The organism is Leifsonia sp. 10N434 (genome assembly GCF_056394405.1).
This window is the reverse complement of sequence record NZ_JBFTHV010000004.1, coordinates 22,406-35,233: the sequence shown is the minus strand read 5'-3', so window position 1 is coordinate 35,233 and position 12,828 is coordinate 22,406. Positions and strand designations below refer to the sequence as shown.

At 70.1% G+C, this 12,828-nt stretch carries 11 protein-coding genes; 2 read left to right on the top strand and 9 right to left on the bottom strand.

Going from position 1 to position 12,828, the window contains the following annotated elements; all coding sequences use genetic code 11:
* Positions 1–13 precede the first annotated feature (13 nt).
* Together AC1DB1_RS11520 and AC1DB1_RS11515 are read right to left on the bottom strand one after the other, a co-directional pair.
* A complete protein-coding gene (locus tag AC1DB1_RS11520; RefSeq protein WP_477200877.1) occupies positions 14–1,468 on the bottom strand; it encodes an aminotransferase class III-fold pyridoxal phosphate-dependent enzyme in 1,455 nt (484 codons plus the stop codon).
* Positions 1,469–1,491: 23 nt separating this feature from the next.
* Positions 1,492–2,976 carry a CoA-acylating methylmalonate-semialdehyde dehydrogenase gene (locus AC1DB1_RS11515; RefSeq protein WP_477200876.1) on the bottom strand — a complete coding sequence of 495 codons (1,485 nt, stop codon included), beginning with the start codon at positions 2,974–2,976 and terminating at the stop codon, positions 1,492–1,494.
* Between the two features lie 151 nt (positions 2,977–3,127).
* Here AC1DB1_RS11515 and AC1DB1_RS11510 point away from each other — a divergent pair, with 151 nt between their 5' ends.
* The gene (locus AC1DB1_RS11510; protein WP_477200875.1) at positions 3,128–4,717 is read left to right on the top strand and encodes a PucR family transcriptional regulator; all 1,590 of its coding nucleotides are present in this window, start codon (positions 3,128–3,130) and stop codon (positions 4,715–4,717) included.
* Here AC1DB1_RS11510 and AC1DB1_RS11505 read toward each other — a convergent pair whose 3' ends face one another.
* From AC1DB1_RS11505 to AC1DB1_RS11480, 6 genes are read right to left on the bottom strand one after another with little or no spacing between them, the layout of a single operon-like run.
* Entirely contained in the window at positions 4,718–5,062 is a 345-nt protein-coding gene (locus AC1DB1_RS11505; RefSeq protein WP_477201157.1) for a cupin domain-containing protein, read from the bottom strand.
* A 5-nt stretch (positions 5,063–5,067) separates the two neighbouring features.
* Positions 5,068–5,931 (bottom strand): ABC transporter permease, encoded by an 864-nt coding sequence (locus AC1DB1_RS11500; RefSeq protein ID WP_477200874.1) that lies wholly within the window; start codon positions 5,929–5,931, stop codon positions 5,068–5,070.
* Positions 5,928–6,923 carry an ABC transporter permease gene (locus AC1DB1_RS11495; RefSeq protein ID WP_477201156.1) on the bottom strand — a complete coding sequence of 332 codons (996 nt, stop codon included), beginning with the start codon at positions 6,921–6,923 and terminating at the stop codon, positions 5,928–5,930. Before AC1DB1_RS11495 ends, AC1DB1_RS11500 begins: the two co-directional genes overlap by 4 nt.
* Positions 6,923–8,101, bottom strand: coding sequence for a polyamine ABC transporter substrate-binding protein (locus AC1DB1_RS11490; protein ID WP_477200873.1), 1,179 nt, complete (start codon positions 8,099–8,101; stop codon positions 6,923–6,925). The genes AC1DB1_RS11495 and AC1DB1_RS11490 overlap by 1 nt, the downstream gene beginning before the upstream one ends.
* Before the next feature lies 1 nt (position 8,102).
* Complete coding sequence (locus tag AC1DB1_RS11485) at positions 8,103–9,245, bottom strand: ABC transporter ATP-binding protein (protein WP_477200872.1); 1,143 nt, start codon at positions 9,243–9,245, stop codon at positions 8,103–8,105.
* 25 nt (positions 9,246–9,270) lie between these two features.
* On the bottom strand, positions 9,271–10,677 hold the full coding sequence (locus tag AC1DB1_RS11480; protein WP_477200871.1) for an NAD(P)/FAD-dependent oxidoreductase: 1,407 nt from the start codon (positions 10,675–10,677) through the stop codon (positions 9,271–9,273).
* A gap of 217 nt (positions 10,678–10,894) precedes the next feature.
* Between AC1DB1_RS11480 and AC1DB1_RS11475 the strand changes: the two genes are divergently transcribed.
* Positions 10,895–11,323: a hypothetical protein gene (locus tag AC1DB1_RS11475; RefSeq protein WP_477200870.1), complete on the top strand. Its 429-nt coding sequence runs from the start codon at positions 10,895–10,897 to the stop codon at positions 11,321–11,323.
* Here AC1DB1_RS11475 and AC1DB1_RS11470 read toward each other — a convergent pair.
* A complete protein-coding gene (locus AC1DB1_RS11470) occupies positions 11,320–12,789 on the bottom strand; it encodes a helix-turn-helix domain-containing protein (protein WP_477200869.1) in 1,470 nt (489 codons plus the stop codon). The two genes, AC1DB1_RS11475 and AC1DB1_RS11470, sit on opposite strands and share 4 nt — an antisense overlap.
* Positions 12,790–12,828: the final 39 nt, after the last annotated feature.

The window sequence follows — 12,828 nt, the reverse complement described above, 5'->3', positions numbered from 1 at the left end:
CGCACACCGACGGCTACCGGACGTGCCCGTCGGCCACCGTCAGCGCATCGTCGATCGCCGCCAGCCCGCGGCGCAGTTCGTCCTCCTCGATCACGAGCGGCGGCGCGATGTGCATCCGGTTGAAGTGCGTGAACGGCCAGACGCCCGCCGCCTTGCACGCGGCGGCCACGGCGCCCATCGGCGCGGCGTCCGCTCCCGTGGCATTGAACGGCACGAGCGGCTCCCGGGTCTCCCGGTCGCGCACCAGCTCCAGCGCCCAGAACAGCCCACGCCCGCGCACCTCGCCGAGCGAGGGGTGCGTGTCGAGCCACGACGTGATCTCCGGCTCGATCACCCGGGACCCGAGGTCGCGGACGCGCTCCAGGATGCCGTCGCGCTCGAACACCTCGAACGTCGCGACACCGGCGGCGCAGGCCAGCGGATGCCCGGAGTAGGTGAGGCCGCCCTGGAACGGCACGTCGTCGAAGAAGTCGGCGATCCGGTCGGAGATCACGACGCCGCCGAGCGGCACGTATCCGGAATTGACCCCCTTGGCGAAGGTGATCAGGTCGGGCACCACATCGAAGGCGTCGACGGCGAACCACTCGCCGATGCGGCCGAAGCCGACCATGACCTCATCGGCGATGTAGACGATGCCGTAGCGGTCGCACAGCTCGCGCACCCCGGCCAGGTAGCCGGGCGGAGGGACCAGCACGCCGTTCGTGCCGACCACCGTCTCGATGATGATCGCGGCGACGGTCGCAGCGCCTTCGAGCACGATGACGTTCTCCAGGTGCTCGAGGGCACGCTGCGTCTCCTCCTGCGGCGTCGTCGAGTGGAACGCCGACCGGTACAGGTAGGGGCCGAAGAAGTGCGCGACCGACCCGTCGCTCGGCTCGTTCGCCCACCGACGCGGGTCGCCGGTGAGCGAGATCGCGGTGGACGTGCCGCCGTGGTACGAGCGGTACATCGACAACACCTTGCGGCGTCCGGTGACCCGGCGTGCCATCCGCACCGCGTACTCGTTGGCGTCGGCGCCGCCGTTCGTGAAGAACACCCGGTTGAGCGTTCCGGGCGCGACCCGGGCGATGCGGCGCGCGAGCTCGCCGCGCACGTCGTTCGCCATCGACGGCTGGATGGTCGCCAGCCGGCCCGCCTGCTCCTGGATGGCGCGCACGAGATCCGGATGCTGGTGGCCGAGGTTGAGGTTCACCAGCTGCGAGCTGAAATCGAGGTACGCGTTGCCGCGATAGTCCCAGAACGTCGAGCCGGCGCCGGCGGCGATGGGCAACGGGTCGATCTGGGCCTGCGCGCTCCAGGAGTGGAACACGTGGCTGCGGTCGTCGCTGCGCACCTGCGTCTCGGCGTCGCGGTCGCCGAACGGGTGCGAGACGCCGTTCCGATCGGTGAAGCCGTCGCGGGCCGGAGCGGACGGAGCGGACGGAGCGGACGGGGCGGACGACGTGCTGGTGTCGATGGTGTCGGTCATGGCAGGCCTCTCACGGTGCAGGATCAGGAGTTTCCGGGGAACGCGAGTTCGATCTTCGACTGCAGCGGGTCGGGCCAGCGCGAGGTGACGACCTTGCTGCGCGTGTAGAAGTGGAACGACTCCGGCCCGTAGATGTGCGCGTCGCCGAAGAGCGAGTTCTTCCAGCCGCCGAAGGAGAAGGCGCCGATCGGAACGGGGATCGGCACGTTGATGCCGACCATGCCCACCTCGATGTCGAACTCGAACTGGCGCGCGGCGCCGCCGTCGCGGGTGAACAGCGCGACGCCGTTGCCGTACTGGTTCGCATTGACCAGCGCCACGGCCTCCTCGAAAGTGTCGACGCGGACGACCGACAGCACGGGGCCGAAGATCTCGTCGGTGTAGACCTTCATGTCGGTGGTGACGTCGTCGATGAGACTCACACCCACGAAGAAGCCGTCGGAGTCGAATTGCTTCGCGGTGCCGTCGACGACGACCGTTGCGCCCTCGGCACCGGCGCCCGTGACGTACGACGCCACCTTGTCGCGGTGCTCGCGGGTGATCAGCGGACCCATCTCGCTCGCCGCGTCGGTGCCGTCGCCGATCACGAGGGAGTCGAGGCGGCGCTCGATCGCGGGGACGAGCCGGTCGCCGACGTCGCCGACGGCGACGAGCACGCTCACCGCCATGCACCGCTCTCCGGCCGAGCCGTAGGCGGCGGAGACGGCGGCGTCTGCAGCGGCCTCGATGTCGGCGTCCTCGAGCACGACCATGTGGTTCTTGGCACCGCCGAGCGCCTGGACGCGCTTGCCGTTGGCGCTTGCGCGCTGGTAGATGGCACGCGCGATCGGAGTGGAGCCGACGAAGCTGACGGCGTCGACATCCGGGCTGTCGAGGAGGGTGTCGACGGCGACCTTGTCACCGTGCACCACGTTGAGCACGCCGGCAGGGAGCCCCGCCTCGCGGAACAGCTCGGCGAGGTAGACCGACGCGCTCGGGTCCTTCTCGCTCGGCTTGAGCACGACGGTGTTGCCGCACGCGATCGCGCTGGCGACCATCCAGAGGGGCACCATCACGGGGAAGTTGAACGGCGTGATGCAGGCGACGACGCCGACCGGCTGCTTGACGCTGTGCACGTCGACTCCCGAGGAGACCTGCTGGCTGTACTCGCCCTTGAGTTGGTTGATGAGGCCGGAGGCGAACTCGACGTTCTCGAGTCCGCGACCGATCTCGCCGGCCGCGTCGGAGAGCACCTTGCCGTGCTCACCGGTGACGATGGCGGCGAGCTCGCCCGACCGCTCGGTGAGCAGGTGACGGAGGCGGAACATCACGTCTGCGCGCTTGGTGAGGCTGGTGGCGCGCCAGCCGGGGAGGGCGGCGCGGGCGGCCGCGATGGCCTGCTCGACGTCGGCGGCGCTGCCGAGCACGACGTCGTGTCGGCGCTCGCCCGTCGCCGGGTTGAAGACGGGTCCGGTGCGGACGGGGTCGCCGGTCGCCTGACCGTCGATGTAATGGCGGATGAGGGCCACGCGGCTTCTCCTCGGTGCTTGTCGGACGGATTGCCCGGATGGAACTGTAGGCTTACATGCCAATGATCACAGAGAGTGAGGCGAGTGGTCGATGCCAGAACGTCGCACGTTGGAGCCCGACAGAACAGATCGTCCGGACGAGGCGGCGACGGTGCTCCTCCCCACGGTGCGTGAGATCCTGCGGTACGACGACGTCGCGCGGGCGCTGCCGGAGGTGCTGTCCGGCGATGCCGCCCTCGATCGACCGGTTCGCTGGGTGCACGTGTCGGAGAGTGCGCAGTCGGCCCGCCTGATCAGCGGAGGCGAGCTGCTGCTCTCGACGGGTGTCGGCTGGCCTTCCGACGAGCGGGAGCTGGCCGCGCTCGCCGACCAGCTGATCCGCGACGACGTCGCCGGCCTCGTGCTCGAGCTGAGCGACCGGATGCCCGCAGCGCCGCGCGCGCTGGTCGCCGCGTTCCAGGCAGCCGGTCTCCCGTTCGTCGTGCTGCACCGCGAGGTCCGCTTCATCGCCATCACCGAGGCCGTGCACTCCCGCATCATCGACGACCAGATGGTGGCGCTGCGCGCCCGCGACGAGATCCACGCCCTGTTCACCGAGTTGAGCCTGCGCGGGAGCCCTGCGGACTTCATCGTGTCGCAGGCCGGCCGGGCGCTGGCCGCGCCCGTCGTGCTGGAGGACGTCAATCATCAGGTGATCGCCGCGGAGACCCTCGGCGCCGCCGACGACGCCCTCGACGACTGGGAGCACCGCTCGCGGGCCGCCCACCGCGGCGACGGCGACGGCTGGCTGATCACGCCGGTCGAGGCCAGGGGGATGCGATGGGGTCACCTGATCGCGCTGCCGGGGGAGCCGCATCCGGCCGGCCGGTCGAACGTGTTGGAGCAGGCGGCGGTGGCGCTGGCGCTCAGCCGCCTCGCCGACCGCGACGACGACGAGTGGACCCGCCAGAGTCACGATCGGCTGCTCGGTGCGTTGCTCGGGCGCCGCTTCGCCAGCGAGAGCGGCCTCGTCGCCCGCGTCGAGGCGGCCGGATTCGCGGTGACGGGTCGCACACTGATCGGTTCGGCGGTGGCGGTTCGAGCGGCCGGTGCCGATGCGGCGCGTGTCGTCGTGGCCGCGCTGACCGCGGCCAGGGAGGCCGGCGCGGACGCGCTCGCCGCCGCCCACCCGTCCCAGAACCGGGGAACGGTGGTGCTGGCGCTCTCGGTGCGCCGCGGGCGCCCGATCACCGACGCCGTGTTCGGGGACATCGCCCGGGCGGTCGCACGGGAGCTGCGGGCGCCGGAGAACGAGGTGCAGCTGGCGGTGGGATCGGAGGCTCCGGGCATCCCGGGGCTGCTGGCCTCGATCGAGGAGGCGACCGAGCTGCTCGGCCGCGCGGACTCCGGGCGCGGGCGAACAGCCGTGGTGCACCGGGTCGAGCGCCGGCCGCTGCTGCGGCTCGTGAACGCGATGGGAAGCGATCCGCGCATGCAGGAGCACAGCGAGCAGATGCTGCGCCCGTTGATCGAGTACGACCTGGCCAACGGCGGGGACCTCTTGGAAGTGCTGCGCGCCTATCTGACGCATCCGGGTAATCGCACGCGGGCGGCGGGGGCGAGCCACCTCTCCCGCTCGGTGTTCTACCAGCGGATCGCGCTGATCGAGGACCTGCTCGGGATGGACCTCGACGACGGCGAGACCCTGAGCGCCCTGCACGCAGCCCTGCTCGCGCGGCGTGCGGACGGGTACCCGCGCTAGCTACGCCAGGTAGACCTTGCGCAGCGTCTCGGTCACGGTCCAGGTGGTGCGGTCGCCCTCGGTGAGCCGCACGATGTCGCCCGGTCCGATCGCCAGCACCACTCCGGATGCCTCGAAAGCGATCGTCGCCCGCCCGGCGACGACGACGAACAGCTCGTCCGCCTCGACGTCGGTCATGGCTCCAGTTGTCATCTCCCAGACGCCGACCTCGAGACCGCCGAACGTTCCGAGTTCGACGAGCCCGGTCGCCGGCTCTCCCGAGACCCGTTGGTCGTCCTGAACGATCTCGTGAGCCAGCGGAAGGGCGGCCGCGCCGATCAGCGCTGTGGTCTCGAAGGCGTCCATCCCGGTCACGCGCTCGCCAGGGTCTTGGCCATCTCTTCGGTGTTCGCGCCACCGCGCCGCAGCACAAGGGCGACCACCGCGAGGGCGACGAGCGTCAACACGAACATCACGGCCGAGACCGCCGCGATCTCTGGGCGCAGTCCCACCCGCAGCGAGCTGAAGATGTACACCGGCCAGGGCGTCGAGCCGGGCACCTGCACGAAGCTGGAGACGATCGTGTTGTCCAGGCTGAGAGTGAACGACATCAGCGCGCCCGCCCAGATGGCCGGGCTCGCGACGGGCAGGGTGATCTGCCAGAACCGCTTGAGCGGCGGCGCGTACAGGTCGGCGGCCGCCTCCTCGAGCGACTCGTCCATGCCCTGCATCCGGGCCCGCACGATGAACGTGACGACGGCGACCGACAGCACGGCGTGCGAGACGACCAGCCGCACGAGACCGTCGCTGAACATCCCGATCCCGAAGTCGGTGCCGAGGCTGACGAACCAGGGGAGCATCGACACCGCGTCGACGATCTCGGGGGTGAACAGGGTGATCGAGAGCAGCAGCGTCGCCCACAGCACCCAGGAGGTGCGCGCCTTCGACCGGGCGAGGGCGAGACCGCCGAGCGTGCCGAGGATCGTCGACAGCACGGCGGCGCCCAGGGCGGCCTCGAGTGAGGTGACCACCGACCCGCGGATGACCGGGTTCGCCCAGGCGTTCGCGTAGGCGGTGACGCCGAAGCCCTGCCAGGTCGCGAGCAGCCGCCCGGTGTTGAACGAGTAGACGAGCATCACGACGATCGGAAGGAACAGGAAGGCGAACACCAGCACGCCCCAGACGGTGAGTCCGATGTGCACGCCATCACGGCGCCGGGCTCGCTTCGCGCTCATCGCGCGTCTCCCGTCGCGACTGCCGTCAGGTCGACACTGCGCGACCTTCGCAGCGCCCAGCGGGCGATCAACAGCACGGCCCCGACGATGACGACGGCGGCCGCGATGAAGAGCATCAGCAGCACCGCCATCGCCGAGCCGAGCGCCCAGTTCTGCGCGGTGTTGAACTGGCTGGCGACGAGCTGGCCGACCATATTGCCCTGAGCGCCGCCGAGGACCGAGGCGGTCACGTAGTCGCCCATCAGCGGGATGAACACCAGCAGACAGCCGCTGGCGATGCCCGGTGCCGCCAAGGGGAGGGTGATCTGCAGGAACGTGCGCACCCGGTTCGCGCCCAGATCGGCGCTCGCCTCGCGCAACGGCTGACCGGCGCGATCCATCGCGACGTACAGCGGCAGGATCATCAGCGGCAGATAGTTGTACACGACGCCCAGCTGCACCGCGGCCTGGGTGTACAGGATGTCGAGCTTGCCGTGCAGGAGTCCCATGCTCTGCAAGGCGTTCGAGAGGAAACCCTGCGGGGAGAGCACGATCTGCCAGCCGAGGGTGCGCACCAGGAAGTTCGTCCAGAACGGCACGAGCACGAGGGCCAGTGCGAGCGCCCGGTACTGCGGCTTGAGCTTGACCGCGAGCCAGTAGGCGAACGGCACAGCGATGACCAGGCAGATCGCGGTGCCGAGCAGCCCGATCTTCAGAGTGTTGAGGAACGTGCCGAGGAACGTCGCATCCAGCGCTTCGCCGTAGCGGGCGAAGGAGAGCTTGTCGTTGGCGTGCGCGGAGAACAGATCGGGCTTGTAGCCGAAGCTGTACCAGAGCACCAGCGCCAGCGGGATGATGAAGAAGAACAGCACGAAAGCCCAGGTCGGGAACCCGGCGATGGTGGTGCCGGAGACCCGGAGTCGCCGTCGTTTCCGGGGCGGCACGGGCGGAATGCCGGTCGCCGGTGCGGAACGCTCCGTTCCGAGCGGGGTGTCGGTGAGCGCGGTGGTCATCACGAACCTGCCTTCGCCATCATGCGGTTGACGATCGAGACGAGGCGCTCCGCCGCGTCGTTGAGCTCGGCCGGGGTGAGCCGTGAGATGACCTCGGCGGAGGGGAAGACCAGTTCGGGGAGGTCGAAGCCCTCCTCCTTCGCTCGTTCCTCCAGGCCCTTCACGCCGGTCGAGTAGCCGATGTAGTCGACCTCGCGGTACGACGCGTCCGGCTCGAGCATCGCGTCGATGAATGCGTAGGCCGCATCCGGATGCTGGGCGCCCGTCGCGATCGCCCACGTGTCCATCCAGAGGTTGGCCGTCGGTGTCGGGTACACGAACTTCCAGTTCTTCGGGATCGTGTCGGTCGCGAGCATCCCCTGGCGAGCGTCGCCGTTGAAGGCCTGGATGAGGGAGAAGGTGCCCTCGGGGATGCCGCTGGTGACGGCGGTCGAGTTGAACGCCTTCACGTGCGGGGCGAGCGTGTTCACCAGGTAGGTCTCGCAGGCGTCGAGGTCGGCCTTCTTCGTGGTGTTCGGGTCGATGCCATGGGCGCCGAAGTACATGCTGGTGACCTCCCACGGGTCCTCCAGCACGGCCACGTTCTTGCTGGCCTCGTGCTGCGCGGCGTCGAGGAAGTCGGCCCAGGAGCGCATCGGCCGGGTGATGACATCGGTGTCGTAGGCGAAGCCGGTGGTGCCCCAGTCTTTGCAGACCGTGTAGCGGTTGCCGGGGTCCCACGACTGGTTCGTGTAGAGCGGGTCGAGGTTGCCGATGTTCTTCAGCCGGGAGTGATCGAGCTTCTGCAGCAGGCCGTTGGCGACCATCATCGGCACGTAGTTGCCGGTCGGCACGACGATGTCGTAGCCACTGGTGCCTCGCGTGGCGCCCAGCTTGGCGATCATCTCCTCATTGGAGCCGTAGCTGTCGAGCTGCACCGTCACGCCGCTCTTCTTCTGGAAGGCGTTGATGTTCGCCGGGTCGTCGTAGTCGCCCCAGCTGTAGACGTTCAGCTGGCTCTCGAGCGTGCCGTCCACTCGCGCGGAGGCGCCGAACGCGGTCTGCCTGCTGCAGGCCGTCAGCACGAGTCCGGCGCCGGCCACGGCGAAACCGCTGAGCAGGGCCCTGCGCGTGAGACGGGAGGAGCCGACCTCGGGGATGAGCGCGACGACGTCGGCGGCGCGGCGGGAGCCCCGCATCTCAGGCGGCCTCGTCGTCGCGGGCGGCGTCGCGTGGCTCGTCGGCGGGGAAGACGTGGAGGTCGGCGTCGCTCCAGCCGCACCAGACGGTGTCGCCCGTGCTCAGCTGTTCGGCCGGGGCCGGTGGGCGGCGCGAGAGCAGTTCCTGTCCGCTCGCGGTCACGACGACGTATTGGATCACGTCGCCGAGGAACGAGATGCCTGCGAGCGTGCCGCGCACGGCGGTGGTGCCCGGCCGCGTGGCGCTCACGGAGACGGCCTCGGCGCGGACGGCGACGCGCACCCGGCTGCCGGAGGCGCCCGGCGCATCGGGCACTCCCGCCGACCGGACGGCGCCGTCGGCTCCGAGCAGCGCGCCGTCGGGCTGCACCGTCGCGTCGATGAAGTTCTGCTTGCCGATGAATCCCGCGACGAAAGCGTTCGCGGGCGCCGCGTACACGGCCTCGGTCGTGCCGACCTGCTGGATCGTGCCGCCCTGCATCACCACGATGCGGTCGCTCATCGACAGCGCCTCCTGCTGGTCGTGCGTGACGAACACGAATGTGATGCCGAGCTGGCGCTGCAGCAGCTTCAGCTCGATCTGCATCTCCTCGCGCAGCTTGCGGTCGAGGGCCGACATCGGCTCGTCGAGCAGCAGCACCTTCGGGCGGTTCACCAGCGCCCTGGCCAGGGCGACGCGCTGCTGCTGGCCGCCCGAGAGCTTCTGCGGGCTCCGGTCGGCGAAGCCGCCCATCCGCGCCATGTCGAGCGCGTCGCGCACCCGCGTCGCGACCTCCGAGCGCGGAACGCGCTTCTGCCGCAGCCCGTAGGCGACGTTCTCGGCGACCGTCATGTGCGGGAACAGCGCGTACGACTGGAACACGGTGTTGACCGGGCGCTTGTACGGCGGGATGTCGAGGACGCTGGCGCCGCCGACCTCGATGTCGCCCTCATCCGGATGCTCGAACCCGGCGATCATCCGCAGCAGCGTGGTCTTGCCGCAGCCCGACGGGCCGAGCAGCGAGAGGAACTCGCCCGACTGCACGTCCAGGTCGACGCCGGCCACCGCCGTCGCATCGCCGAAGCGCTTGGTGATGCCCCGCAGCCGCACCGAGCCGTCGGCATCGGGGGCGGTCGGGGCAGAGTTCTTCTGGGTGAGGGTCATTCGGGGTCTCCTCGCGGGCGGCGGGTCAGGAGTCGAAGCCGAGTCCGACGGCGTCGAGGGTCTTGAGGAACAGATTGCGGGTGCCTGCGTTGTGGTCGGCCCGGTCGAGGGACCAGCGGGTGAGGTTGATCCCGATCGCCGCCGCCGGCTCGGGCGGGAACGGCAGGGGGCGGCTCTTCACCATCGCGAGCTCGGTGCGCTCGGTGCTGCGGCCGGCGAGCAGGTCGAGCATGACCTTGGCTCCGAAGTGCGTCGCCGCGACACCGAGTCCCGTGTAGCCGGTGGCGTACGCGACGCGGCCGCCCCTGGCGGAGCCGAAGAACGCGCAGAACCGGCTGCAGGTGTCGATCGCGCCCGCCCACTTGTTGGTGAACCGGATGCCCTCCAGCTGCGGGAACGTCGTGAAGAAGTGCTCGGCCAGCCGCTCGAAGGTGACCGGCCGGTTCTCGTACTCCTCGCGCACTCGGCCGCCGAAGTGGTAGATCGCGTCGTAGCCACCGAACAGGATGCGGTTGTCGGCGGACAGGCGGTAGTAGTGGAACTGGTTGGCCGAGTCGCCGAGGCCCTGGCGGCCGGACCAGCCGATGGACGCGAGCTGCGCATCCGTCAGCGGCTCGGTCATGAGCACGTAGTCGTAGACGGGCACCGTGGCCAGCCGGTTGCGCTTGAGCAGGGACGGGAACACGTTGGTGGCGAGGGCGGTGCGCTGGGCGGCGACGGTCGCCAGCGGGGTGCGGAGCGTGGTGCCGTCGCCGATCGACTCGACCGGGGTGTGCTCGAAGATCTCGACGCCGGCGGCGACGCAGGCGCGGGCGAGGGCGCGGGCGAGCTTGGCCGGATGCACGAGCGCGGAGTCGCGCGTTCGGAGCAGCCCCGCGAGATAGCTGGGGGAGTCGACCTGCGCCCGCACGGCCTCGGTGTCGAGGAAGACGGCGTCGTCGCCGTTCGCCGCCTCGCGGAGCCAGTCGACCTGGTAGGGCTCGGTGGCGATGTCGATCGCTCCGTTGCGCTCGAAGTCGGCATCGAGCGCCAGCTCGGAGACGGTGCGCTCGATCTCGTCGAGGTTCTCCATGCCGAGGCGCTGCAGCTGGTCGAACTCCTGAGGGAACCGGCTGAGCCCGTTGTCGTCGCCGTGCGTGAGGCTGGCCTCGCAGAATCCGCCGTTTCGGCCGGAGGCGGCCCAGCCGATCCGCCGGCCCTCGAGCAGCACGACGCGCGCGGTGGGATCCTCCCGCTTGGCGAGCAGCGCGGTCCACAGCCCCGAGTAGCCGCCGCCGACCACCACCAGATCGCAGGCGAGGTCGGCCGTCAGCCGCGGGTACGCGTCGCCGGGCGCGTCCTCGATCCAGAACGTCGCCTGACGCGTGCCGTCGAGCGCATGCCGCACGGCCGATGCGTCCGGACGCATCCTCTCGAAAACGGTGTCACCCACGGATCGGTACCCGCCCCTCTGTCGGTTTGTGACATTCTCGCAAGCCTCACCGAACCGTCCCGACGGATTCCGTCGCGAAATCGTGACCATTCCATTCATTCCGTCCGAGGGGTGCGCTCCCTAGACTCTGCAGTGCTGCACACTTCGTACTTCTTCGTGCACCAGCTCGAGTTCGGGGGAAGCCATGAGACATCGGGTCTCCATCATCATTCGGAGCGTGGCGGGGGCCGCGGTGATCGTCGCCGGCCTGTCGCTGGCCGGATGCGCCGGGTCGCCGGCTGCATCGCCGTCGCCTGCGCCGACCGTGACGGTCACGGCCACCGCGACCGCGACCGCGACGGTCACGGCGACCCCGGCTCCGGTCGCCGCCTCACCGGACGACGCCATGACGCCGCTAGCGGCGTGGACCGCCTGCGCGGTGCTGGGCGCTCATGAGTATCTCGCGCAGGCTCCGAGCACGGAGCTCCGGCCGTACAACGCCGCGCAGCCTCCGACGAAGAACCCCGACGGGTCCTACCAGGCGATCGTCGGCATGACTCTTCCGCCCGGCACGCACGAGGGCGTGGGCAGCGTCATCGCCATCTGCACGATCGGCGGGACGCTCGGCACGCCGACGCTCATCGACTTCACGCTGAAGGACATCTAGCCGTTCGACCGGCCGGCGGGCGCGTGCCGCTCGAGGAACGTGTAGACCTCGGTGGCGTCGACGCCCGGGAAGGTCCCCGTCGGCAGGGCCGCCAGCAGACTCGTCGGGGTGCGCGCGCTCGGCCATGACTGGCCCTCCCAGGTGCTCGCGAGCGCGGCGGGAGCGCGGCGGCAGCACGCCTCGTCCGGGCAGGTCGAGACGGCACGGTGCGCGGTCTCGCGGCCGCGGAACCATTTGACGTCGGCGAACGGGACGCCGACGCTCACCGAGTAGTCGCCTTCCTTGGCCTTCTCGATGCGTGAGGTGCACCAGTACGTCCCCCGGGGCGTGTCGGTGTACTGGTAGTACGGGCTGAACCGGTCGGCGACATCGAAGACCGTGCGGGCGGTCCAGCTGCGGCACACCGGTGTCCCCTCGATCGCGCCCAGCGCATCCGACGGGAAGGCGACCGCGTCGTTCTCGTACGCCTTGATGATCGTGCCCGACTCGTGCACCTTCATGAAGTGCACCGGGATGCCCAGCCGGGCGGTCGCGAGGTTGGTGAACCGGTGCGCCGCCGTCTCGTACGACACGGCGAAGGCGTCGCGGAGGTCCTCCATCGAGATACGGCGGAAGTTCTTGGCCTCGGCGAGCAGGGCGACGGCGTCGCGCTCGGGCAGCAGCAGGGCCGCCGTGAGGTAGTTGGTCTCGACGCGCTGCCGCAGAAAATCGGCGTAGTTTCCCGGCTCGTCGTGGCCGAGCAGATGCGACGCGAAGGCCTGCAGGATCGGCGACCGCGAGTCCCGCGAGGCCGACTGCTCGGTCGGCAGGTAGATGCGGCCGTTGCGCTTGTCGGTCACCGAACGGGTCGAGTGCGGCAGGTCGCCGACGTAGTGCAGCGAGTAGCCGAGGTGGTCGGCCATCTCGGAGACGGTCTGCTGCGAGACGGGGCCGCCGGCGTGCCCGACCGAGGTGAGCAGCGAGGCCGCGATCTCCTCCAGCTCGGCGAAGTAGTTGTCGCGGGCGCGCATCGTTGCGCGCAACTCGGCGTTCGCCCGCCTGGCCTCCTCGGGGGTCGCCGCTCGCTCGCGGTGCAGGCGCTCCACCTCCTGGTGCAGCGTCAGGATGGCGCGGAGTCCCGCATCCGTCTGGGCTTTCGACACCCGCACGGGCTCGATGCCGAGGGCCGCGAACACCGGCCCGCGCTGAGCCCGCTCGACCGCGATCTCGAGGGCGGCGCGCTCATCCGGAGGCGTCGGATCGAGCAGGTCGTCGACCGTCACCCCGAGCGCGGCGGCGATCGCGCGCAGGAGGGCGAGCCTCGGCTCGCGGTTGCCGTTCTCGATCGTGGACACCTGCGACGGCGCACGATCGATCGCCTGCGCCAGTGCCTCCAGCGTCAGGCCGCGCTGCACGCGATAGGCGCGGATGCGCCGGCCCAGCGTGAGGGCGTCCACATTCACGTCGTCGTCGACGGTGTCGGTCATGCAGCACATCGTGACACCCCCGCGAAGTTCTGGCAAACA